Source organism: Paenibacillus pasadenensis DSM 19293 (assembly GCF_000422485.1).
GTDB classification, from domain to species: domain Bacteria; phylum Bacillota; class Bacilli; order Paenibacillales; family Paenibacillaceae; genus Paenibacillus_O; species Paenibacillus_O pasadenensis.
Genome location: NZ_KE383851.1, coordinates 229,070 through 250,496 on the forward strand (window position 1 = coordinate 229,070; position 21,427 = coordinate 250,496).

At 66.7% G+C, this 21,427-nt stretch carries 21 protein-coding genes; 20 read left to right on the forward strand and 1 reads right to left on the reverse strand.

Going from position 1 to position 21,427, the window contains the following annotated elements:
* Nucleotides 1–2 precede the first annotated feature (2 nt).
* From H582_RS0117920 to H582_RS0117990, 14 genes are all read left to right on the forward strand, one after another.
* Nucleotides 3–443 carry a phage tail tube protein gene (locus H582_RS0117920; protein ID WP_028599616.1) on the forward strand — a complete coding sequence of 147 codons (441 nt, stop codon included), beginning with the start codon at nucleotides 3–5 and terminating at the stop codon, nucleotides 441–443.
* Nucleotides 444–860, forward strand: coding sequence for a phage tail assembly chaperone (locus H582_RS0117925; protein ID WP_052333400.1), 417 nt, complete (start codon nucleotides 444–446; stop codon nucleotides 858–860).
* A gap of 215 nt (nucleotides 861–1,075) precedes the next feature.
* Complete coding sequence (locus H582_RS0117935) at nucleotides 1,076–3,271, forward strand: phage tail tape measure protein (protein ID WP_028599618.1); 2,196 nt, start codon at nucleotides 1,076–1,078, stop codon at nucleotides 3,269–3,271.
* Nucleotides 3,268–3,900 (forward strand): LysM peptidoglycan-binding domain-containing protein, encoded by a 633-nt coding sequence (locus H582_RS0117940; protein WP_028599619.1) that lies wholly within the window; start codon nucleotides 3,268–3,270, stop codon nucleotides 3,898–3,900. Before H582_RS0117935 ends, H582_RS0117940 begins: the two co-directional genes overlap by 4 nt.
* On the forward strand, nucleotides 3,897–4,880 hold the full coding sequence (locus H582_RS0117945) for an XkdQ/YqbQ family protein (protein ID WP_043111536.1): 984 nt from the start codon (nucleotides 3,897–3,899) through the stop codon (nucleotides 4,878–4,880). Before H582_RS0117940 ends, H582_RS0117945 begins: the two co-directional genes overlap by 4 nt.
* A gap of 40 nt (nucleotides 4,881–4,920) precedes the next feature.
* Nucleotides 4,921–5,370: a DUF2577 domain-containing protein gene (locus tag H582_RS0117950; RefSeq protein WP_028599621.1), complete on the forward strand. Its 450-nt coding sequence runs from the start codon at nucleotides 4,921–4,923 to the stop codon at nucleotides 5,368–5,370.
* Nucleotides 5,370–5,789, forward strand: coding sequence for a DUF2634 domain-containing protein (locus H582_RS0117955; RefSeq protein ID WP_028599622.1), 420 nt, complete (start codon nucleotides 5,370–5,372; stop codon nucleotides 5,787–5,789). Before H582_RS0117950 ends, H582_RS0117955 begins: the two co-directional genes overlap by 1 nt.
* Complete coding sequence (locus tag H582_RS28340; RefSeq protein WP_043111537.1) at nucleotides 5,782–6,846, forward strand: baseplate J/gp47 family protein; 1,065 nt, start codon at nucleotides 5,782–5,784, stop codon at nucleotides 6,844–6,846. Before H582_RS0117955 ends, H582_RS28340 begins: the two co-directional genes overlap by 8 nt.
* Nucleotides 6,836–7,411 (forward strand): putative phage tail protein, encoded by a 576-nt coding sequence (locus tag H582_RS0117965; RefSeq protein ID WP_043111538.1) that lies wholly within the window; start codon nucleotides 6,836–6,838, stop codon nucleotides 7,409–7,411. Before H582_RS28340 ends, H582_RS0117965 begins: the two co-directional genes overlap by 11 nt.
* Before the next feature lie 6 nt (nucleotides 7,412–7,417).
* On the forward strand, nucleotides 7,418–8,752 hold the full coding sequence (locus H582_RS0117970) for a discoidin domain-containing protein (RefSeq protein ID WP_028599624.1): 1,335 nt from the start codon (nucleotides 7,418–7,420) through the stop codon (nucleotides 8,750–8,752).
* Nucleotides 8,745–9,191, forward strand: coding sequence for a hypothetical protein (locus H582_RS0117975; protein WP_028599625.1), 447 nt, complete (start codon nucleotides 8,745–8,747; stop codon nucleotides 9,189–9,191). The genes H582_RS0117970 and H582_RS0117975 overlap by 8 nt, the downstream gene beginning before the upstream one ends.
* Entirely contained in the window at nucleotides 9,181–9,681 is a 501-nt protein-coding gene (locus tag H582_RS32470; RefSeq protein ID WP_028599626.1) for a hypothetical protein, read from the forward strand. The genes H582_RS0117975 and H582_RS32470 overlap by 11 nt, the downstream gene beginning before the upstream one ends.
* On the forward strand, nucleotides 9,678–10,538 hold the full coding sequence (locus tag H582_RS30315) for a C39 family peptidase (RefSeq protein ID WP_052333401.1): 861 nt from the start codon (nucleotides 9,678–9,680) through the stop codon (nucleotides 10,536–10,538). Before H582_RS32470 ends, H582_RS30315 begins: the two co-directional genes overlap by 4 nt.
* Nucleotides 10,539–10,640: 102 nt before the next feature.
* A complete protein-coding gene (locus tag H582_RS0117990; RefSeq protein WP_052333402.1) occupies nucleotides 10,641–12,605 on the forward strand; it encodes a PAS domain-containing hybrid sensor histidine kinase/response regulator in 1,965 nt (654 codons plus the stop codon).
* Nucleotides 12,606–12,733: 128 nt separating this feature from the next.
* On the opposite strand, the gene H582_RS0117995 is transcribed toward H582_RS0117990, so the two are convergent.
* Nucleotides 12,734–13,966, reverse strand: coding sequence for an aminopeptidase (locus H582_RS0117995; RefSeq protein ID WP_028599628.1), 1,233 nt, complete (start codon nucleotides 13,964–13,966; stop codon nucleotides 12,734–12,736).
* A gap of 123 nt (nucleotides 13,967–14,089) precedes the next feature.
* Between H582_RS0117995 and H582_RS28350 the strand changes: the two genes are divergently transcribed.
* The 6 genes from H582_RS28350 (at nucleotide 14,090) to H582_RS0118025 (ending at nucleotide 21,303) form a co-directional block, all read left to right on the forward strand.
* Nucleotides 14,090–14,671, forward strand: a complete 582-nt coding sequence (locus H582_RS28350; RefSeq protein ID WP_164820098.1) for a GNAT family N-acetyltransferase — start codon at nucleotides 14,090–14,092, stop codon at nucleotides 14,669–14,671.
* On the forward strand, nucleotides 14,646–15,584 hold the full coding sequence (locus H582_RS28355; RefSeq protein WP_052333404.1) for an AraC family transcriptional regulator: 939 nt from the start codon (nucleotides 14,646–14,648) through the stop codon (nucleotides 15,582–15,584). The genes H582_RS28350 and H582_RS28355 overlap by 26 nt, the downstream gene beginning before the upstream one ends.
* A 90-nt stretch (nucleotides 15,585–15,674) precedes the next feature.
* On the forward strand, nucleotides 15,675–17,177 hold the full coding sequence (melA, locus tag H582_RS0118010; RefSeq protein WP_028599629.1) for an alpha-glucosidase/alpha-galactosidase: 1,503 nt from the start codon (nucleotides 15,675–15,677) through the stop codon (nucleotides 17,175–17,177).
* 262 nt (nucleotides 17,178–17,439) lie between these two features.
* Nucleotides 17,440–19,827: an alpha/beta hydrolase gene (locus H582_RS30320; RefSeq protein ID WP_127464328.1), complete on the forward strand. Its 2,388-nt coding sequence runs from the start codon at nucleotides 17,440–17,442 to the stop codon at nucleotides 19,825–19,827.
* A gap of 165 nt (nucleotides 19,828–19,992) precedes the next feature.
* Nucleotides 19,993–20,697 (forward strand): DsbA family protein, encoded by a 705-nt coding sequence (locus tag H582_RS0118020; protein WP_028599630.1) that lies wholly within the window; start codon nucleotides 19,993–19,995, stop codon nucleotides 20,695–20,697.
* 114 nt (nucleotides 20,698–20,811) lie between these two features.
* Nucleotides 20,812–21,303: a disulfide oxidoreductase gene (locus H582_RS0118025; RefSeq protein ID WP_084137412.1), complete on the forward strand. Its 492-nt coding sequence runs from the start codon at nucleotides 20,812–20,814 to the stop codon at nucleotides 21,301–21,303.
* Nucleotides 21,304–21,427 lie beyond the last annotated feature (124 nt).

Here is a 21,427-nt window from a genome sequence, read left to right on the forward strand (position 1 = left end):
GAATGCTGGATCCGACACGCGTCATCAACGGCGCTTACGGCTACGTGTACCATGACAGCAAGTGGCTGACGAACATCAAGTCCGCGGAAGCGAACGTGGAGATCTCCAAGGAAGAAGTGAAGCGCGCCGGAACGCGCTGGACCGCCCACAAGGTGACCGGACTGAGCGGCACCGGCACGATCAGCGGCTACAAGGTGACGTCCGAGTTCGTGGAGCTGATCGGCTCGATCGCCGACGACAAGAAGGGCAGCTTCATCACGGAGCTGATCCTCAAGCTGGAGGATCCCGAGTCGTACGGCGCTTACCGCGTCCGCTTGAAGGGCGTGACGTTCGACAAGATCCCGCTGCTGCACTACGAGGTCGGGTCGCTCGTCGAGGAGGAGCTGCCGTTCAGCTTCACCGGCTACGAGCTGCTCGACAAGCTCGCCGCGGAAGAAGCCTAGATGAATAACGGAGGTGAGACGTTCATGAGCGACAACCGCCAGACGGCCGTCCTGCACGCGCTGCTGAGCGCCGACACGAGGCCGCAGAAGGACATCCCGATGAAGAGGTTGGGCGTGGACTTCACGATCCAGGCGCTCGACGGCAAGACGATCAGCCGCATCCAGGAGCAGTGCACGCACTTCGCGGGCAAAGGCAGCAAGCGGGAGAAAATCCTCGACGAGGAGCAGTTCGGCGCCCTCGTCATCCAAAAGTCATGCGTCGTGCCGGACTGGACCGCGCGCGAGCTGACGGAAAAATACGGCACTCCGGCCGACGCGATCATGGGGCTGCTGCTGGCGGGCGAGATCGCGAGGCTTTCCTCCGAGATATTGGAGATCAGCGGCTTCGACAGCGACGAGGAAGAAGTAAAAAACTGATCCGGGCGGGCGGCGAGCCCTTCCTGCTCCATCTGATCTTCCAGCGCCACGGCATCGCGCCGGACGAGGTGTACAACAAGGAGGAGCGCTTCAAGCGCTTCATGTACGCCTCGATGATGCTGCAGCTGGAGGAAGAGGAGAAGGCGCGGAAGGCGAGCGAGCGGGCGGCCGCCCGCAGGTAGGATTCGGTCGATCGAAAGGAGGCGCGGGCGGATATGAGCACAGGAGGCGCTGCGCCCGGACCGTCCCAGAACGCCGCGCTGGAGCAGTTCTCGCGGCTGATGGATAAGATTCGCCGTCAGATGGAGCAGCTGTCCAAGTTGGACCCGTTGGGAGCGGCCGGGCGGAGCATAGCAGAGAAGCAGAAGCAGGCCAAGGATTTCCTCGAACAGATGAGAAAAGTCCGGAAGGATGCGGGCGATCAGATCAAGGCGCTCGGAAGGGAAGCCGCGGCAGGCACGGCCAAAGCCGCAAATGCCGCCGGCAATGTCGTGAGAGCCGCGGGAAGCGCATCGGCGAAGGCGGTCGGCAATGCCGCGAAGGCGGTCGGCAATGCCTCGGCGAGGGCGTCGAAAAGCATCGTCAAGGGAGGCATCCGCTTCGCGTTCAAGGAAAGGTCGATCGCTCCGCTGACCGGCATGATGAAGTCGGGGTGGGGAGGCGCGAAGGCGCTGGGAGGCAGAGCCAGGAGCTGGGCAGGCCAGAAATGGATGGACTCGACGAAGCCGGTCCGGGAAGGATGGGGCAAGGCGAAGGACGCTGTCTCGCAGGCGGCGGCTCCGGCAAGAGCGTATTTGGCCGAGCATAGCCGGCCGATGCGCGAGCGCTGGGCGGGCTACAAAAATCGCGGCGTGACGGCGGTCAAGTCGTATGCTCAAGGGCTTCGCGAGAAGGGGAGGGGCGTGTACGAGCAGCACAAGGGTTTGGTCAAGGAGCATGGAGCGGCGGCGGCAGCGATGGCCGGAGGCGCGATTGTCGCGGTCGGAACGAAATCGCTGGAGGCGGCCGAAACATTCGGCAAGGCTTCTTCGATCCTGCGGGCGTCCGCCGGAGTGCCTGGCGAGCAGATGGGGGAGCTGCTGGAGTCTTTCCGCAAGGTCGGATCGCAAGTGCCGCAAAACCTGGACGAAGTCGCCAAGGCGATGGGCACGCTGCGCGGCAGCTTGCCGCTCACGGGCGCCGGACTGGAGAAGACGTCCAAGACGCTGCTGGACGCGTCTCGGCTGACAGGAGGGGACAGCGCCGCCATGGCGGAGTCGCTGGCCGGCATCATGAACAGTTGGGACGTCAAGCTTGGCGACAGCTCAGGGACGCTCGACAGGTTTTTCGCCGCGAGCCGGGCCGGAAAGACCGATATGGCCGCCCTGATGAAGGGCGTGAGCGATTCGGCCGGCTCGTTCCAGGAGATGGAGCTCGGACTCGATGCCTCGACGGCGCTGATGGCCAAGTGGCAAAAGGCAGGCATCAATCCGATCCAGGATGTGCTGAAAAAAGTGGAAGGCGGAACGATGCAGCTGCCGGAGGGAGGCTTCGAAATCATCGCCTCGCAGATCCGGCAAGCGGAGTCGATCGCCGAAGCGGCCAAACTGGCGATCGGCGTATTCGGCCAAGAGGCCGGCATCGACCTGGCGCTGGCGCTGCGCGGCAGCACCGACGGCTTCAAAGGCATGCTCGGCTCGATGAGCGAGGCGAGCGGCAGCATCTCGGCGCAGTCGCAGCAGCTGCAAAGCTTCGGCGACGGCTGGGGCGCGCTGCAGAACCGGGTCACGATCGCGCTGGCGCCGCTCGGCGAGGCGCTGCTGCCGCTTGGCGAAGGCATCGTCACCGTCATGGAGGTGTTCGCGCGCAACGCGGATATTCTCGGCATCTCGGCGGCTGTCATGGCCGGGATTCTCATCGGCGTCTTCGCGCCGTCGCTGCTCGCTTCGGCCGCGGCCGCCTGGGCGGTGGCGGCGCCGATCCTGGCGATCCTCGCTCCCGTGCTGCTCGTCGGAGCGGCGGTCGCAGGACTGGCCTATCTGTTCAAGTATCATTTCGATGACATCAAGAAGTATTTCAACGACTTTGTCGGCGGCATTCTGGAAAAGTGGAACAAGGTCAAAGGCTTCCTCGGCCTCGGGGAGGACGCGACCGTCACGGTGGCGGCCGCCGGACCTGCCGGCGCGGCCGCCCTGCCCGGCCATTACCATGGCCTCGGCTACGTGCCGTACGACGGCATGGTCGCGCGCCTGCACAAGGGCGAGCGCGTGCTGAGCGCGCAGGAGAACCGCGAGCTGTCCGGAGGAGGAGCCGCCGGGCTGGCGGTGACGGTGACGGGCAATACGTTCCACGTCCGCCAGGAAAGCGACATCGACGGCATCGCCCGCGCGCTCGCGCGTGAAATCCGCGCCGCGGGAGGGCTGATGGGATGAGCGGCATGCAATTTTGGCTGACGCCGGACGGCGGAGGCAAGCGGCTGCGGCTGCCGGTCAATCCGGCCGTCCTGTCGGTGAAGCTGTCGCAGGGCTACCAGGACCTCTCGGTCGTGGCGCTCGGCGAGCGTACCGTATTCGGCGAAGCGGGCCTCAGCGAGTTTGCGATCTCCTCCTTTTTCCCCCGCGACTATCATCCTGGCTACTGCGAGCATATGGAGTTCGAGCCGCCCTGGAGCTGCGTCCAGCTCGTGGAGGGCTGGATGCGGGCCCGCAAGCCGGTGACGTTCGACATCACGGGCACGACGGTCGAGGGCGTGCCGACGACGATCCGCTCGTTCTCCTACGAGGAGCGGGCCGGCAGCCCCGGCGACCTCTATTATGAGCTCGCGCTCAAGCAGTACCGCCCGGTGCAGGCGGAGCCGGCCGCAGAGCAGGAGCGCAAGGACGGCTCGCCCACGCCGCCGGCGTTCTATGTCGTCGTCGCCGGCGACAGCCTGTGGAAGATCGCCCAGCGGATCTGGGGCGACGGCGACCGCTGGCGGGAGCTGCATGCGGCCAACCAGGCCGCCATCGGCAAGGATCCGAACCGGCTGAAGGTCGGGCTCAAGCTGGCGGTGCCGGCATGAGCTGGACGCTGACGCATGTGCGGCGCGGCGGCGAGGAGCTGGATCTGAGCGCGATGTGCATGTCGATCCGCTGGTCGGGCGATGTCAAGCAGGCGGCGCGCAAGCTCGTCGTCGAGCTGGTCAACACGGCCGACGGCCGCAGCCGGCTGGCTGAGATCGACAAGGGCGGCGAGCTGCGGCTCGCGGGCGAGTCGGGCGCGGAGCTTTTTCGCGGCGTCGTGTTCGCGGACTCGATCGACTCCGGCGGCCGCATGTCGGCGACGGCGTACGACGAGAACATCTACCTGACCAAAACGAAGGACTCGCGTCTGTTCCGCCGCATGACCGCGGACGGCATCATCCGCCAGCTGTGCGGCGAGTTCGGCGTGCCTGTCGGCGAGCTCGCCTCGACCGGCTTCGTCATTCCGAAGCTGATCCAGCGCGACAAGACGCTGTACGAGATGATGACGAAGGCGCTCGAGATGACGGAAGAGCAGAACGGACGCCGGTTCGAGCTTGGCTCGCGGGAAGGCCGGGTCGAGCTGCGGGAGCGCAGCGCGCAGCTCGTGCCGTGGCGCATCGAGGCGGGGCGGAATTTGCTGTCGGCGTCCTGCTCGCAGTCGATGGAGGAGATGAAGACGCAGGTGAAGGTGATGGGCCTCGACCCGCAGCGCACGGAGCAGGCCGTCGTCGTCCGCAGCGCCGAGCTCGCGGAGCGGTTCGGCGTCATGCAGCATTTCGTCAAGCCGAGCGCGGCGATGAGCCGCTCGATGATGCAGCAGCAGGCCGACGAGCTGCTGCGGCAGCTGGCGACGTTTGCCGACGAGGCCAGAATCGAGGCGCTCGGCATCGAGGAAGCGGTCTCGGGCGCGGTCGTCAAGGTCGAGGAGCGGCTGAGCGGCATCGTCGGCCGGTATGCGATCACCGCCGACGAGCATTCGTACGAGGGCGGCGCGCATCGCATGGCGCTGACGCTGACAGCGATGGAGGAAGCGGACTGAGGATGAAGACGCGCCGTACAACGGACAGGAGGGAAGCAGCATGGACAGAGCAGAAGGTTCGGGCGCGAGCCAGCTCGTGCAGCTCATGCGGAGCATCGGCTGGAACGCGGATACGACGATCGAGCTCGGCACCGTCGTCGCGGAGCCTCCCGAGCTGAAGATCCGGCTCGACCATACGGAGCTGGTGCTGGAGAAGGACGATCTCGTCGTCGCCGAGAGGCTGACGAGCCACATGCGCAAGGTAAAGGTGGACGCGGAGAAAGTCATGAGCGCAAGCGCGGGCTTGTCGCCCTCCTCGGCAACGCTGGTGACATCGGGAGGGACGCTTACGATTACGACGCAGAATTTGGAGATGCAAGCGGGCGACTTCGCGCTTTCGGACGCCGAGCTTACCTACATCGACGAGCTCAAGCCGGGCGAGCGCGTCATCGTCGCCGGCGTGCAGCAGGGCCAGCTGTACCTCGTCCTCGATCGGGCGGTGACGTACTGATGGCGCTGTCGCCGCTGAAGCCGCGAAGCTCGGCCGCATCCGCCGCGCCGCCGGCGCCGCGTCCGTCCCGGACGTACGCGCTCGACTTCGCTGGCGGACAGCTTGAGAACTGGCTGATCGACGGGGAAGAGGCGCTGCGCCAGGCGGTCGAGAAGGCGCTGCGCACGGCGCGCTTCCGCTATCTCGCCTGCGACTGGAGCTACGGCTCCGAGCTCGAGCGCCTGATCGGCGAGGACTTGACGCCGGAGCTGATGCGCAGCGAGGTTCCGCGCGTCATCCGGGAAGCGCTGCTCGCGGACGACCGGGTGCTGGACGTGGTGGATTTTGCCCTGGACAGCCAGGGAGACCGGCTGAGCGCCCGCTTCGCGGTCGTCCACAAGGACGGATTATTGCAGCAGGAGGTGACGCTGCTTGTTTGAGCAGCATACGAAGCAAGCGATTCTGGAGCGGATGCTGGCGGCCGTGCCGCCGGAGCTCGACCGCCGGCCGGGGTCGGTCGTCCACGACATGCTGTCGCCGGCGGCGATCGAGCTGGCCCAGCTCTACATTCGGCTCGGCCAGACGCTGGACTGGGGGTTCGCCGGACCGCAGCAGCCGGGTCCGTATCTCGATCTGCGCGCCGCCGAGATGGGACTGGCGCGCAAGCCCGGCACGAAAAGCTCCGGCGAGCTGCTGTTCGCCGGAGCCGCGGGCACCCGCATCCGCGAGGGAACGATCGCCTCGCTGCCGGACGGGACGGTCTCGTTCGCCACCCGCGAGGCGGCGACTATCGGGGAAGGCAAGCAGGTCCTCGTCCGCGCGGTCTCCTCGGAGCCGGGCGCGGCCGGCAACGTGCAGCCGGGCTCGATCAGCCGCGTGCTGGGCGATCTGGCCGGCATCGTCGCCGTCAGCAATCCGAAGGCGTTCGCCGGCGGGGCGGATGAAGAGAGCGACGCGTCGCTGCTGCAGCGGTACTATGACCGCGTCCGCACGCCCGCCACGAGCGGCAACGCCGGCCATTACCGCCAGTGGGCGCTGGAGTCGGAAGGCATCGGCGACGTCAAGGTGTTCGAGGTGTGGCAAGGGGGAGGCACGGTCAAGCTGTCGCTGCTCGGCCCGGACGGAACGCCGGCCAAGCCGGACAAGGTCGATCTGGCGCGGGCAGCGATCGAGGCGCGGAGGCCGATCGGGGCCAAGGTGACGGTCGCTCCGGCGAAAGGAATCGAGATCGACGTCGCGGCGCAGCTGCGCTTCGTGCCGGGCGTGGAGCTTGAGCCGATCGTCGTCGAGTTCCGGCGGCGGCTGGCCGCCTATCTGGCCGGCCTCGCCTTCAAGAAGGACCGCGTGCCGTTCAACCGCATCGCCGGCATCCTGATCGGCATCGACGAGGTCGACGATTACGTCAGCCTGGCGATGAACGGCGGCAGCGCCGACATCGCGCTCGAGGCGGACATGGTGCCGGTCGCGGGAAAGGTCGAGATCGAGTATGACGTATAGCCTGGCGGAGCAGATGATGGGCATGCTGCCCAAGTATTACGAGGATGCGCTCGCCGCGATCGCGATCATCGAGCGCGAGGCGGCGGAGCTGGCATTCGCCTCCGGCCAGCTGGACGAGGCGTTCCGCCAGATTTTCCTCGAGACGGCGACATGGGGTTTGTCCCGCTGGGAAGAGGCCTGCGGCATCCCCGCGAGCGGCAGCAAGCCGCTCGACCAGCGGCGCTCGCTGATCAAGTCGCGGCTGCGCGGAGCCGGCACGGTGACGCTAGCCGTCATTCGCAGCGTCGTCGATTCGTTCGAGAACGGCGAGATCTCGGTCGAGGAGAAGTTCGGCGACTGGAAGGTCGTCGTCACGTTCATCGGCAAGCGCGGCGTGCCGCCGAACCTGGCGGACGTGAAGTCGGCGGTGCGCGAGATTTTGCCGGCCCATCTGCTGCTGGAGTTCCAGTTCACCTATCTGCGATGGGAAGAGCTGGACGCGGCCGGACTGGACTGGAACGCGCTGGAGCGGCTCGGCTTCAGCTGGGACGCGCTTGAGGTGTGGAATCCTGTGGAAGGGAAGTGATCCGTCGTGGCGCAGCTGCCTAGCGGACTCAAGACATTCGAGCCATCGGACATCGTCCGCAGAGCGGCTCAAAATGAAAATATCGAAGCGCTGGACCGGTTCGTCGTCAAGACGAGCTCGGCCAACGTCGCCAAAAACAAACGCGCCGCCGCGACAGGCGGCGTGCTGATCGGCCTGCCGACCGCTCCGTGGTCTTCCGCGGCGGCCGGAGAGGGAGGCCGCCGGGCGCTGCCTGCCGGCTCCGTTTATCCGCTGTCGCTGACGGTCGATCTCGGCCTGCCTTGCGCCAAGCTGGAAGGAATCAGCTTCGGCGGATGGCCGGTCCAGAGCGCCGCCTCGCTGCCGAAGGACTTCATCGTCGAGGCGAGTCCGAACGGGACCGACTGGATCAAGACCTACGATCATGCCGGCAAGCCGGCCTATTCGCCGCTGTCGTACCTGCCGTTCTCGGCGAACGCCGATTGCCGCTATGTCCGGCTGACGGTCAAGGCGGCCGCTGCCGCCGACGGCTCCGCTTCCGTCTCCTGCCTGAGCGTGTTCAGCTCGAGCCACGGCAACCGGGATCTCGACCCGCTCGACGACGAGCGCGGCTGGGGGCTCAATGCGCGGCTGCAAGGACTCGTCGTCATGAGCGAGGGCGGCATCGTCGACGACGGGGCGGGCAAGGTGACGCTCGACGGCACGCTCATCGTCATGAATCCGGCCTCGGGCAGCTACATCCGGGTGTCGCGGGGCACGTTCACGCTCGGCGCGTGGGATTATCTCTATATCGATCTGCCGTTTGGGACGGCAGGCGAGATCGCGGCTCAGAAGGGCGTCTATTTGGAAAACGGACGTCCTTACGACCATCGGAACCGGCTCGTGCTCGCGCAGCGCAACGGAGTCGGCCTGGTCCATTTCAACTTCGCGATCACCTCGCGGCTGGCGGGCAGCAACACGCTCGCCCAGCGCGCGCTGACGGCCGATTACGCGGCGGGGGCGGGCAATGCCACGAGCGCAGCCAACGCCGACAAGGTGGACGGCATCCATTTTTCCGCCGCGGGCGGCAAGCTGCAGTACAACGACGGAACGGGGTGGAAAGGCGTGGGAATCAAGCAGGTGCTGAGAGGCGAGACGTCGATCGCGAATCCGAGCGACTCCGTCAACGTGCCGATTCCGTGGATCGACCGCTCGAAAAGCTTTCTCCAAGTGACATCCACTTTATATCAGGTCAAAAGCGATGCCGGCACCTCGTCAGGCGTCTACGCCGTGCTGTTCAGCGAGCGGATCTATCTGTTCGCCGGAGGACTGCCTGCGGGCCGGACGGTTTTCATTTCCTGGGAGGTGATTGAATATGCCTAGCTATTACGCGCAAATCGCGGCGGACGGACGGGTCGTCGGGCGCTGCGATTTTCCGGAGCCGTTCGAGCACAGCTCGCTCGTGCCGTTGACGGAGGAGCAGTACGGACAGCCGGGCCTGCTGTTCGCCCGCTATGCGGACGGCGTCCTGGCGGGCACTGCGGCGCTGTTGACGGCCGACAAGGGAGAGCTGGCCGCGGACGGCGCGGATGCGATCCGGGTCATGCTGCTTGTCGGAGATTGGATGTCGCGGCTGGACGAGAGCTTCAGCGGCGTCGTGCCGGTGTCGGTGCAGGGCCAGACGCAGCCGGTGCAGGTCAGCGGCGGCACCGCGACGTTCATGGTGACGAGCCGCGAGCCCGGCGTGCTGCGGATCGCGACGCAGGGGCTCGATCGCAACGCGGAACTATTCGTAAAGGCGGTGAAGCCCGGTGAGCGATGACACGAAGCGCAAGCTCCGCAAAGAGGGCGCGGCGGCAGCGGGCGAGACGCCGGGCATCAACGGCCGCCAGGCAGGAGGCGCGGCAGCGGGCGAGCTGGGCGGCGGGCTGCTGGAAATCCGCAGCTCCGGCGCGGAGGCATGGGACTTGATGCGCCTGCCGGCAGCGGACTCGCTGCCGGTCGCGGCGAGCTTCGAGGTGTCGGCTCGCGCGGAGCGGCTGATGAGCGAGGAGCTGGCCGAGAGGACGCTCGCGCGAACCGGGAAGACGCCGTTCGAGCCGACGCTTCAGCTCGTCTGCGAAATGCTGCAGGACGTGCTGCTCGGCCAGCAGCTGCTGCTGGAGCGGTTGGAGCTTGCGGCGGGGGCGGGCACCGCCTTGGCCGCCGAGGCTGCGGGATGGATGTCCAGCCCGTATTTCGATTCCAGCTCGATTCGTCTGCCGGCCACGGGCGGCGATCCCCCTGCAGGCGGCGGGAGAGCGTCGTCATGAGCGGAGCGACGGCGTCGGGCTCGACGCCTGAATTCGGGGGACCGCTGTCGGCGGCGAGCGCTGCCGCGCCGAGCGCGGCGGTGCGGCTCGTCCAAGAGCGGCTTTCCGCGCTCGGCTACTCGGGCGCGGACGGGGCGCCGCTGAAGGCGGACGGCTGCTTCGGCCGGAATACGCTGCATGCGGTGAACCGCTTCAAGACGCGGAGCCGGCTCGGCAATGCGGGCAGCGCGGCCGGCGTCGTCGGACGCCAGACCTGGGAGGCGCTGTTCGCTTCCACGGCCGTCCGCGAGGAGCGCGTCTCGCGCGAACGGATCTATTACAGCCAGGAGGACCCGCGCTGGCGAAATGTGCCGTACACGATCGGGGGGAAGGAAACGATCGGCAGCTCCGGCTGCGGTCCGACCTGCATGGCGATGGCCGTCGCGAGCCTGACGCGCGCCAGGCCGCTGCCGACGGAGCTGGCGGCCTTTTCCGTCAAGGGCGGGCACCGGACGCGCGCTTCCGGCACGTCCTGGAGCTTCTTTCCGGCGGCAAGCCGCGAGTACGGCCTCGCCTGCAAGGCGACGGGCTCCATCGACGAGGCGCGCGCGGCGCTGCAGCGCGGCGATGTGGCCATCGCCTCGATGAAGCCGGGCCGATTCACGTCGGCGGGGCATTTCATTCTGCTGGCCGAGCCGGCGCGGACGGCGGCAGGGGAGCCGGGCTTCCTCGTCTTCGATCCCAATCCGGACAACCGGCTGTATCGCGGCGCGGTCGACGAGGGCGTGCCCGACGACGGCCGGGTGACGGCGCCGGAAGCGCTGCTGCGGCAGGAGGCCAAGCAGTTCTGGCTCTTGGCGGCCGTTCCGGCCGGCTGAGGGGGCTTGCCTGCCTTTTTTTTCAGATGAGGTGCGAGAGCCGGCCGATACGGTTAATATAGGGGGAGATCAAACCGACGGACCGGGAGTGGACATCAAATCATGGAAAAAAACGCAGCGCAGCGGAGCGGAGCGGGGGAGCGGACGCCAGCCCAGCCCAGCCGGGCCATGCTGGCCTCGGTCATCAGCCTCAGCCCCGTTCCCCTCCTTCTTTTCGATTCCGGCTTGAGCATCATGACGGTCAATCCGGCCTTTCTCCGCACCTTCGCCTGCACGGAGCAGGAGCTGACGGGCCTCGGAGCCGACGCGCTCGCGAGGCTCTGCTTTCCGGCGGACAGCCTCTGCAGGGCGGAGCTGGCCCGCATTCGTCAGCTGGAGCCGATCGATTGCGAGGAGGAGATGACGCTCCAGAGCGGCGAACGCCGCATGTTCCGCATCATCGGCTACGCGCTCGATGGAGAGGAAGGCGCGGGCGGAGGGTATCTGCTCAGCCTCGAGGACGTTTCCGAGCGCAAGCGGTTCGAGCTTCAGCTGCAGGAATCGGTCGAGCGGTATACCTCGCTCAAGAAATACAATCACGACGCGGTCATTTCCCTCGATCTGCAGGGGCGAGTGATCAACTACAACCAGGAGGCCGGCCGGATGCTCGGCATGCCGGTGGAGGAGCTCGCGGGCAAGGACTTCTCGCCGTACCTGCTCGTCGAGGAGATCGGGCCGATCCTTCGCCAGGCGAGCCAGGACACGGAAGCCGAGCGGCAGCTCAGCGGCATGCGGCATCGCAGCGGACGCGTGACGGAGATCCTCGCCTCGATCGCTCCGATCATCATCAACGGGACGATCAAGGGCTATTACCTGATCGCCAAGGACATGAGCGAGCAGAAGAAGCTGCTCATCGAAAAGGAAGCCGCCGAAGCGACGAACCGGGCCAAAAACGAATTCCTGACGATGATGAGCCACGAGATCCGCAATCCGATGAACGGCATCCTCGGGCTGACGCGCATGGTGCTCGACACGCCGCTCGAGGAAGAGGCCCGGCGCTATATCGAGCTGATCCGCAAGAGCAGCCATGCGCTGCTTCATATCGTCAACGACACGCTCGACTACACGCGGCTGGAGTCGGCCGGCGCCGAGGCCGCGGAGGAGCGTCCGTTCCGGCTTGCCGAGCTGCTCGACGAGATCGTCGCGATCCAGATGCCGATCGTCGTCCAAAAGGGGCTCAAGCTTGAAACGGCGATCTCCGCGGACGTGCCGGCGGAGCTGCTCGGGGATCGCGAAAAGCTCGGCAAGGTGCTGCTCAACCTGATCGGCAATGCCGTCAAGTTCACCGAGCGCGGGCAGATTCGGGCGGTCTTTTCGGCGGGCGGCGAGGATCGCGGCTCCAGGCTCATCGAATGCGAGGTATCCGATACCGGCATCGGCATTACGGAGACGGAGCAGCAGCAGCTGTTCCATCCGTTCCGCCGCATCGGCACCTATATGACTCGTACGGAGGAGGGAAGCGGTCTCGGCCTTGCCATCTCCCGCCGGCTGGTGGAGCTGATGGGCGGCACGATCGAGGTCGAGTCGGAGCCGGGCCAGGGCTCTCGCTTCCGCTTCCGCTTCGCCGCGAAGGCCGCCCGGGATCAGCCGCCGCACGCCCTGCCGGATGCGGCGATGGCCGCGCCCGAGCCGGACGGTCCGCTGCGCGTGCTGGTCGCGGAGGACAACGAGATCAATCAGCTCGTCATCCGCAAGATGCTCGAAAAGTCGGGCCATTCCGTCCGCGTCGTCGCGAACGGTGCCGAGGTGCTGGAGGCGCTGCAAGAGCCGGAGCCGTACGATCTGCTGCTGCTCGATATTCTGATGCCGGTGCTCGGCGGCTTCGAGACGATGGACGAGATCCGGGCGATGGGGCTCGCGCGCCCGCCGTATGTCGTCGCCGTGACGGCGAACGCGCTGCGCGGCGACCGGGAAGCCTGCCTCGCGGCGGGCATGGACGACTATCTCAGCAAGCCGATCCGGCGCGACAAGCTGGAGGAGGCCATCGACGCCTATCGCAGCTCGGCCAAGGCGCGGCAGCGAGGCTGAGCCGCGAGGCGCAAGCGTCCGCAATCATAAAAAACCCGGGAACGAACGGAGCGAGGTCCGTTTGTTCCCGGGTTTTTGCATGCGGCGACGCCTGTTCAGATCCGCTGGCGCGCTCGCAGATGCCTGGCTTAGAACGCCCAGTTGCCGGCGCGGAAGATCGGCTCTACGCTGCCGTCCTCGGCGATGCCGTCGATGTTCATGTCGGCGGAGCCGATCATGAAGTCGACATGCGTGATGCTCGTGTTCAGGCCGCGGGCGGCGAGCTCTTCCTGGGAAAGCCCTTTGCCGCCCTCGATGTTGAAGGCGTATGCGCTGCCGAGCGCCAGATGGTTCGAGGCGTTCTCGTCGAACAGCGTATTGTAGTACAGGATGTTCGAGCGGGAGATCGGGGAGTCGAACGGCACGAGCGCCACTTCGCCGATGCGGCGGGCGCCGGCATCCATCTCGAGCAGCCCTTCGAGCGTCTCCAGGCCGCGCTCGGCCTCGGCCTTGACGACGCTGCCGTTCTCGAACGTCAGCTTGAAGTTGTCGATGATGGTGCCGCCGTAGCTGAGCGGCTTGGTGCTCGAGACGTAGCCGTTCACGCCGTCCGCCTTGGCGGCGGTGAACACTTCCTCGGTCGGCAGGTTGGCGACGAACGGGATGCCGGCCTCGTTGACGCTGTCCGCCGCCACCCACAGATGGCCCTCCGGCAGCTCGATCGTCAGATCGGTTCCCGGCGCGGTGTAATGGAGCTTTTTGTACTTGCGCGCGTTCAGATGCTCGGAGCGGGAGTTCAGGCTCGCGATATGCTCCTCCCACGCCGCCACCGGATCGTCGAGATCGCAGCGGACGGCTTTGAGGATCGAGTTCCAGAGGCTTATGTACTGCTCTTCCTCGGTGGAGCCGGGGAATACCTTGGCCGCCCATGCCTTGGACGGAGCGGCGACGACGCACCAGCTGAACTTGTCGGACTGCGTCATCTGGCGGTAGGCCGCCATCGCTTTGCCGTACGTCTTCTGGTGGTTGACGATCCGCTGCTTGTCGATGCCCTTCAGCAGGTCGGGGTCGGAGGAGACGACGCTGATGGCGGCTCCGCCCTGCTCGCCGAGCTCGGTCATTTCGCCGGCGTACCATTTGGGCTCCTCGAGGAAAGCCTCGTCTGGAGCGAGCTCATAGCGGGTGCGGGCGATCGTATCGTCGGACCAGTTTACTTTGACGGAGTAGGCTCCTGCCTCGTATGCCTTGCGGACGAGTCCGCGCACCAGGTCGGCCGAGTCGAGCGTCGCGTTGATGGCGAGCTTCTGTCCGGGCTGGATGCGGACTCCGACCCGGATGATGAGATCGGCGTAGCGTTCGATTTGCTGCTGCAATTTGCTCAAGTGGTTCAGCCTCCATTCGCGTATCGTCATGCAGTCCTATTGTACACGATCCCGTTCGAAAAAAGACAATCGCGTGCTATGATGGAAAAAACGAGCCCGCTTTCGGGCAGGGAGGCGAAGGCGATGTTCCATCGCCGGCTGGAAGGCGGCTGCGAGCTGCGGGTGCTCGCTCCTGCCGACGCGAAGGCGCTGTACCGGACGCTGGAAAAGGATCGGCGCGAGCTGGAGGCATGGCTGCCCTGGGTCGGACAGATCCGCTCCGCGGCGGACATGAAGGATTATGTGCGCTTCGAGTGCAAGCGCTACAAGGAGGGCAAGGCGATGTCAGCCGTGCTGCTGGACGGGGCGTCCGCGGCGGGCATGATCAGCTTCCAGGAGCTGGACTTCCGCCACCGCAAGGCGTCGCTCGGCTACTGGCTCGGCAGCGCCTGGCAGGGACGGGGACTGATGGCGCAGGCGGCCGCCGAGATGCTCTCGTTCGCCTACGGGACGCTGGACCTGAACCGCGTCGAGATCCGCGCGCGCACGGACAACCGCCGCAGCCGGGCGGTCGCGCTGCGCCTCGGCTTCTCGCTCGAGGGCGTGCTGCGGGAGGAGGAGCATGCGGACGGCATGTTCCTCGACCATGCCGTCTACGGCCTGCTGGCGCGAGACTGGGCGAGAGGGAGGGCGAGCACCGATGTTCCGGACAGGCAGCCTGTTTGATCCGGCCGTGCGCCGAGGCGGCTGCGAGCCGGAGGTGACGGCGTATTATTTCAAAAAATGGCAAGGCTACGCGATGGACTACCACCGCCACGACGCGACCGAGATCATGTACGTCATGGAGGGAGGCTGCCTCGTCGAGACCGAGCTGGGGACGCCGATGGAGCCGGGCAGCGCCGCCAGCCGCCTGAAGCGCGGAGACCTCGTGCTGCTCGACGCGAACGTGCCGCATCGCCTGCTCGTCCGCGAGGAATGCCGGATGCTCAACGTGGAGTTCCGCTTCGTGGCGGCGGCAGCGCCGCTCGCGGAGGCGGCCGCTCTTGCCGAGGCGGACGCGCCGCTGGCGGAGTGGCTGTCGAGGAAGGCGCCCAGCCTCGTGCTGCGGGACAGCCGGGAGCGGGCGCTGCAGACGCTGCGCCAGCTCGTGCTGGAGCTCGACGAATCCGGAATCGGCGGCAGCGCCATGTCGAGGCTGCTGCACGCCCAGCTGCTGCTGCGGCTGTCGCGGCTGGAGACGGCCCATGCGGCCGAGCGTCCGCAGGACGGCTACGTGGAGCAGGCCAAGCGCTATATGGCCGAGCGGCTCGACCAGCCGCTGCAGGCGGAGCAGGTGGCGGCGGCGGTCCGCCTGCATCCGGGCTATTTGCAGCGGATTTTCCGGCAGGCGGAGGGCGTCACGCTCGGCGGCTACCTGTCGGCGATCCGGCTGGAAAAGGCGCGGCAGCTGCTCCGGCATTCCTCGATCCCCGTGTCCGACCTGTGGGATTACGTCGGCCTCGGCAGCCGCGCCTACTTCCATGCGTGGTTCCGCCGCCAGACGGGCATGACGCCGTCCGAGTTCCGGCGCTCCGTGACGGCGGACAGCCGTCCGGACTCCGCTTATTCGCCGGGGCAAGGTTCGGATTTCGAACAATAGCCGCAGCAATCGGTTCGTTCCGCGATAACGCTTTCTTCCCGATATCGGCTAGCATAGAGCCATCAAGAGATTGAGGGAGGAGAGAGCGACATGTCATTCAAGGTTGCTTTTATCGGCGCGGGCAGCATCGGCTTCACGAGGGGGCTGCTGCGGGATCTGCTGTCGGTGCCGGAGTTCGCGGGAATCGAGGTGGCGTTCGCCGACATCGATCCGGACAATCTGGAGCGGGTGCGCAGCCTCTGCCAGCGCGACATCGACGAGAACGGCCTCGCGATCCGGATCCAGGCGACGACGGACCGGCGCGAGGCGCTGAAGGGCGCGAAATACATCCTCAACACGATCCGGATCGGGGGGCTCGAGGCGTTCCGCACCGACGTGGAGATTCCGCTCCGCTACGGCATCGACCAGTGCGTCGGCGACACGCTCTGCGCCGGCGGCATCATGTACGGGCAGCGCGGCATCGCCGAGATGCTCGCCATCTGCAAGGACATCCGCGAGTTCGCCCGCGAGGATGCGCTGCTGCTCAACTACGCCAATCCGATGGCGATGCTCACCTGGGCGTGCAACGCGTACGGAGGCGTGCGGACGATCGGGCTGTGCCACGGCGTGCAGGGCGGCCACCATCAGATCGCGCAGGCGCTCGGGCTGGAGATGGACGAGGTGGACATCGTCTGCGCGGGCATCAACCACCAGACCTGGTACGTCAGCGTCAAGACCGGCGGCGTCGACCGCACCGGCGACCTGCTGGAGGCGTTCGAGCGCCATCCCGACTTCGCCCGGACGGAAAAGGTGCGGATCGACATGCTGCGGCGCTTCGGCTATTACAGCACGGAGTCGAACGGCCATCTGAGCGAATACGTGCCCTGGTACCGCAAGCGTCCGCAGGAGATCCCGGACTGGATCGACCTGAACAGCTGGATCAACGGGGAGACCGGAGGCTACCTGCGCGTCTGCACCGAGGGCCGGCTCTGGTTCGAGACGGAGTTCCCGGCGTGGATGAAGGAGCCTGCGCTGCGGTACGAGGCGTCGGAGCGGAGCCAGGAGCACGGCGGCTACATCATCGAATCGCTGGAAACGGGGCGGGTGTACCGCGGCCACTTCAACGTTGTCAATCGCGGCGTCATCTCGAATCTGCCGGATGACTGCATCATCGAGGCGCCGGGCTACGTCGACCGCAACGGCATCTCGATGCCGGTCGTCGGCGACCTGCCGCTCGGTCCGGCCGCCGTCTGCCAGGCGAGCGTGAACGTGCAGCGGCTGGCCGTTGAGGCGGCGGTGCGCGGCGACGACAAGCTGCTGCGCCAGGCGTTCCTGATGGATCCGCTCGTCGGCGCGGTATGCAATCCGCCCGAGGTGTGGCAGCTCGTCGACGAGATGCTCGTCGCCGGCGAGCGCTGGCTGCCGCAGTACGGCGAGGCGATCGCCGCCGCCAAGGAGCGGCTGGCGGCCGGCAATCTCATCCCGACGCGCGAGTACGAAGGCGCGGCGAGGCTGCAGACCAAGACGCTCGAGCAGATGCAGGCGGCTCGCGACGAGGCCGACGCCAATGCCAGGGAAGCCGACAAGGGCAAGCGGCGCGCGGAGCAGAGATGAATGGGCAAGCGGGGCTGTCTGGCGTAATTCAATGGCTGTAACCCGAATCGATCGGGCTGCAGACATCCGAGAGCTCGGTTCAGAGAGGGTGTCCCTAAGCCTAAGCCAAGGCTTTTGGGGCACCCTCGGTTTGTTTTCATGCGGCTGCAGTTGGCGGGGTGGCTGCCTTTGCCTGCCTTTCATGATCGCGAAGCTCTTTCTCCCCGGTCTGCTATACTGGTAGAATCGAAGAGTCAACGAGAGAAGCAGGAGGCGAGCAGACGTGTCGATCGAGTGGGGGCCGCTTGGAAGAGCGGGACAGCCGAATCGTAATCCGATTCGGAAGCCGTGGCGCAAGCGGTTGCTGCCGCAGGAAGCGCCCGGGCAGCGCGACACGGCTTTTTGGCGCCGGTCGATGGCGGGCGTCTGGATCGGGGCCGCGTTCCTGTGCGCCGCTTGCGCGCAAGGGCTGCCGCTCGGCTTTGGCCCCGCCTATGATCTGATGGCGATGACGCTGGCCGGCACGGCCGCGCTCGGCATCGCCGCCTGGGCGCTGTCCTGGCTGCTGTGCTGGATGAGGCTGCCGCTGCCTCGCCGGTTCGCGGGCGGCGCGCTGGCGCTTGCCGCCGGCACGGCTGGCGCGCTGCTCGTCGCGGAGCTGCGCTGGACGGCGGCGCTGCCGCTCGCGGCCGCGTACGCGCTTGCCGCCGCCGTCGGCGGAGTAGCTTTTGCCGCCGCGCTGCCGCGGCTTCGCCTTCGCCGGCCGCAGCCGCTGGCCGCGCTGCTCTGTTCCGCCGGAGCGCTGCTCGTGCTGCCGCTCCTGCTGTCGTTGCCGGCGCCGGGCTTCGGCGGCTCGGCGGACGATGCGGACGGCGCGGGCGCTGCGGGAAGCGCGATCGCGCCGGACTTGCCGGGCCGATCCGGCGCCTACGCCTACTCCGTCTTGACCTACGGCAGCGGCACCGGCCGCCGGGCGGAGTTCGCCGCGGAGGCGGACATCCGCACCTCCTCCGCAGACGCTTCGGCGCTGCTGACGGATTGGAGCCGGCTGAAGGCGTGGTACTGGGGCTTCGAGCCCGATCGGATGCCGCTGAACGGCACGTTGTGGCTTCCGGACGGAGACGGGCCGTTCCCGCTCGCGCTCATCGTGCACGGCAACCATATCGCGCAGCAGCGATCGGATGCAGGCTACGCCTACCTCGGCGAGCGGCTCGCCTCCAAAGGCTACGCCGCCGTCTCGGTCGACGAGAACTTCCTGAACTTCTCGCCCTGGACGGGCATCCCGGACGACGACATGAAGCTGCGGGCGTGGCTGCTGCTGCGCCATCTCGAGGAGCTGAAGCGTCTGTCCGGCCAGCCGGACGGACCGCTCGCCGGCAAGCTCGACGCGTCCCGGACGCTGCTGATCGGGCATTCGCGCGGCGGGCAGGCGGCCGCGATGGCGGCGGATGCGGGCAAGTGGTTCCCCGGCGATGCCGCTCTGGCCCGCTCGGTGCTCGGCGTCGCCGCGCTCGCTCCGACGGATACGGAGGAGGACGGCCAGCGGGCCGTGCTGGAGCATGCGAGCTATCTCACGCTGCACGGCTCGCGGGATGCGGATCTGACCGTCTTTTACGGAGAAAGGCAATACGGCCGCGTGCGGCTCGAGCCGGGCTCGGACCGCTTCAAGGCGGCTGTGTATATCGAGGATGCGAACCACAGCCGCTTCAACGCGGACTGGGGCACGATGGACAACTCGCTGCCGGGAGGGCTGCTGCTGCGCCAGCGGGACATGCTGAGCGGCGAGCGGCAGCGCCTGCTCGCCGCCTCGTATGTCGGGGCGTTCGCGGACGCGGTGCTCGGCGGCGACGCCGCCGCCCGCGCCTGGCTGCTGCCGGAGTCGGAAGCCTCGGATGCGAAGTCCGAGGAGACGAGCGTTTCGGCGGCGGCTGAAGCAGGCCGTCCGGAAGCCGTTTCCGGCGTCCGGACGTACCGGCTGTACGCCGACGCAGACGAGCTGCCTGTTGCCGACTTCGAGCAGGAGGATGCCCGGCAAGCGGGCTCCGGCGTGCGCGCCGAAGCGGCGGATGGCTCCAGCTTGAGCGCCGATCCGCTGCTCGACCGCAACGGCTCGCCCAAAGGCAGTCGAGGCGCCGTCGTCTCCTGGGGAGCTCTTGGGGCAGCCGCTGAAAGGCCGGGCAGCGATGAGGATGCTTCCGGGAGCGGTACCGCTTCGGAAGGCAGCTGGCTGAGGCTGACCGGACTGCCGCAGCCTCTGGACCCCGACGGAGGAGGACTGAGCTTCACGGCGGCCAACCTCGGCCGCCAGCTATGCTCCGAGAGAGCGGACTGCGAGCCCCAGGAGCTGCGGCTGCAGGTCGTGCTGCGCGATCGAAATGGCGCCGAGGCTGAGGTCGCGGTCGCCGATGCGCTCGCGGCGGTGGAGGAGGAGCCGTTCCTGCGGCCGGCCTGGCTCGACGGATTCGCCAGCGAGGGCAAGTACGACCGCCCGGCCGAGCTGGCGCGGGTGACGATTCGGCTGCCGCTGTCCGCCTTCCGCGAGGCCGAGCCGTTGCTCGATACGGACTCGCTTGACCGTCTGGAGCTGCGCTTCCGATCGGCGGACGGCGGGGCGGGGCGCATCATGCTGGACGACGTAAGCTGGTACGCCGGCGAGACGGCCGGCCGATGAGCCGGCAGCGTCGACGTTCCGGCGACTCGAGATCGTCGATTTCTCCCCCGGAATTCGTTATTTCGACGCTTGACGCTGTTCTCGCGAGCTGGCTATACTTTAGTAAGTGCCTGGGTGGCCAGGCTGCTAGATTACGAGCATCATGACCGAAAGGAAGGACGCCTCTTGAGCCAATCGAAGAGCAGCAAGAAAAAGAAGAACGTCTACGTGCCTCCAGCCAAGCAGAAGAAGGGCAACGGAGCGCTCATCTGGCTGACGATCGCCATCGCGTTCATCGCCGTCGTCATCATTCTGGGCATCAACAATTCGTCCAAGCCCCATGCGTTCAACTACGGGGAGATGCCGCGCCTCGGCGACGAGAACGCGCAGGTCAAGCTCGTCGAGTTCGGCGACTACAAGTGCCCGAGCTGCAAGCTGTTCTCCGAGCAGGTCAAGCCGCTGCTCGTCCAGGATTACATCAACGACGGCAAGGCCGCGCTGTATTTCGCGAACTACGCTTTCCTCGGACAGGATTCGGTGACGGCGGCCGTCGCGGCCCACTCCGTCTACCTGCAGGACCCGGAGCAGTTCTGGGCCTACAATGATGCGATCTATGCGAACCAAGGCGATGAGACTACCGTCTGGGCGACGCCCGAGCGGCTCGTGCAGATCGCCAAGGACGCCAAGCTCGACATCGACTTCGACAAGCTGCTGAGCGACATCAACGCCGGCGTCGGCTCCGACAAGGTCGCCGAGGAGAGCCGGCTGGCCGAGTCGACGCTCAAGGTCGGCGGCACGCCTTCGCTGTTCGTGGACGGCGAGCAGCTCCAGTTCAAAGGCTATGACGACATCAAGAAGGCGATCGACGCCAAGCTCGACGAGAAGAAGTAAGCCGCTTCGCCGGATGGAATGCGCGGAGCGGAAGAGCGCGCTTGAAATCGGCTTCGCGAAAAGCGCATGACGTCCGAGGACGCGCCGAAATTTTGATGGGGAGGGTGGCGGCTCATGGCCGAACAGAACACCGATGGGGAGCTCTACGAGCATGACGAGCCGGATTCCTTTGACCAGGACGAGGACGAGCCGCAAGGACTGTGGGAGCGCTACCGCTTCTACTGCGCCTGGGTCGTCGCGCTCGCAGCGACGCTGGGCAGCCTTTACCTGAGCGAGGTCGCCGGGTACATGCCGTGCGACTTGTGCTGGTACCAGCGCATCTTCATGTATCCGCTGGCGGTGCTGCTCGGCATCGCGGCTTATCGCGGAGACCGGCAGATCGGCGTTTATGCGCTGCCGCTCGCCTGGATCGGCATCGCGATCTCCTTTTACCACAACCTGCTCCAATGGTTCCCGTCGCTGTCGGGCATCGTGCCGTGCAAGTCCGGCGTGCCGTGCAACCAGGATTACTTGAACTGGCTCGGCTTCATCACGATTCCGCTGATGGCGCTGACCGCCTTCGCCCTCATCCTGATCCTGCTGCATGTGAAGGGACGCCGCCGCTAGGCATCTTCGCAGCAGGCATGGCAGTCGCCTTCGCCGACTGACGTACCTCTCGCAGGACTGCCCCAGTCGAACCGAGATTCATTAAAGCAAGTCGCGAAGCGAGACATTAAAGCAAGTTGCGGTC

Excerpts from the sequence above, each read along its gene's own strand:
- H582_RS0117975 (WP_028599625.1), top strand. The coding sequence starts at position 8,745 with ATGCCTAGCTATTACGCGCAAATCGCGGCGGACGGACGGGTCGTCGGG.
- H582_RS0117940 (WP_028599619.1), top strand. The coding sequence starts at position 3,268 with ATGAGCGGCATGCAATTTTGGCTGACGCCGGACGGCGGAGGCAAGCGG.
- H582_RS0117945 (WP_043111536.1), top strand. The coding sequence starts at position 3,897 with ATGAGCTGGACGCTGACGCATGTGCGGCGCGGCGGCGAGGAGCTGGAT.
- H582_RS0117990 (WP_052333402.1), top strand. The coding sequence starts at position 10,641 with ATGGAAAAAAACGCAGCGCAGCGGAGCGGAGCGGGGGAGCGGACGCCA.
- H582_RS28355 (WP_052333404.1), top strand. The coding sequence starts at position 14,646 with ATGTTCCGGACAGGCAGCCTGTTTGATCCGGCCGTGCGCCGAGGCGGC.
- H582_RS30315 (WP_052333401.1), top strand. The coding sequence starts at position 9,678 with ATGAGCGGAGCGACGGCGTCGGGCTCGACGCCTGAATTCGGGGGACCG.
- H582_RS0117920 (WP_028599616.1), top strand. The coding sequence starts at position 3 with ATGCTGGATCCGACACGCGTCATCAACGGCGCTTACGGCTACGTGTAC.
- melA (WP_028599629.1), top strand. The coding sequence starts at position 15,675 with ATGTCATTCAAGGTTGCTTTTATCGGCGCGGGCAGCATCGGCTTCACG.
- H582_RS0117950 (WP_028599621.1), top strand. The coding sequence starts at position 4,921 with ATGGACAGAGCAGAAGGTTCGGGCGCGAGCCAGCTCGTGCAGCTCATG.
- H582_RS0118025 (WP_084137412.1), top strand. The coding sequence starts at position 20,812 with ATGGCCGAACAGAACACCGATGGGGAGCTCTACGAGCATGACGAGCCG.
- H582_RS0117955 (WP_028599622.1), top strand. The coding sequence starts at position 5,370 with ATGGCGCTGTCGCCGCTGAAGCCGCGAAGCTCGGCCGCATCCGCCGCG.
- H582_RS0117925 (WP_052333400.1), top strand. The coding sequence starts at position 444 with ATGAATAACGGAGGTGAGACGTTCATGAGCGACAACCGCCAGACGGCC.
- H582_RS0117935 (WP_028599618.1), top strand. The coding sequence starts at position 1,076 with ATGAGCACAGGAGGCGCTGCGCCCGGACCGTCCCAGAACGCCGCGCTG.
- H582_RS0117965 (WP_043111538.1), top strand. The coding sequence starts at position 6,836 with ATGACGTATAGCCTGGCGGAGCAGATGATGGGCATGCTGCCCAAGTAT.
- H582_RS28350 (WP_164820098.1), top strand. The coding sequence starts at position 14,090 with ATGTTCCATCGCCGGCTGGAAGGCGGCTGCGAGCTGCGGGTGCTCGCT.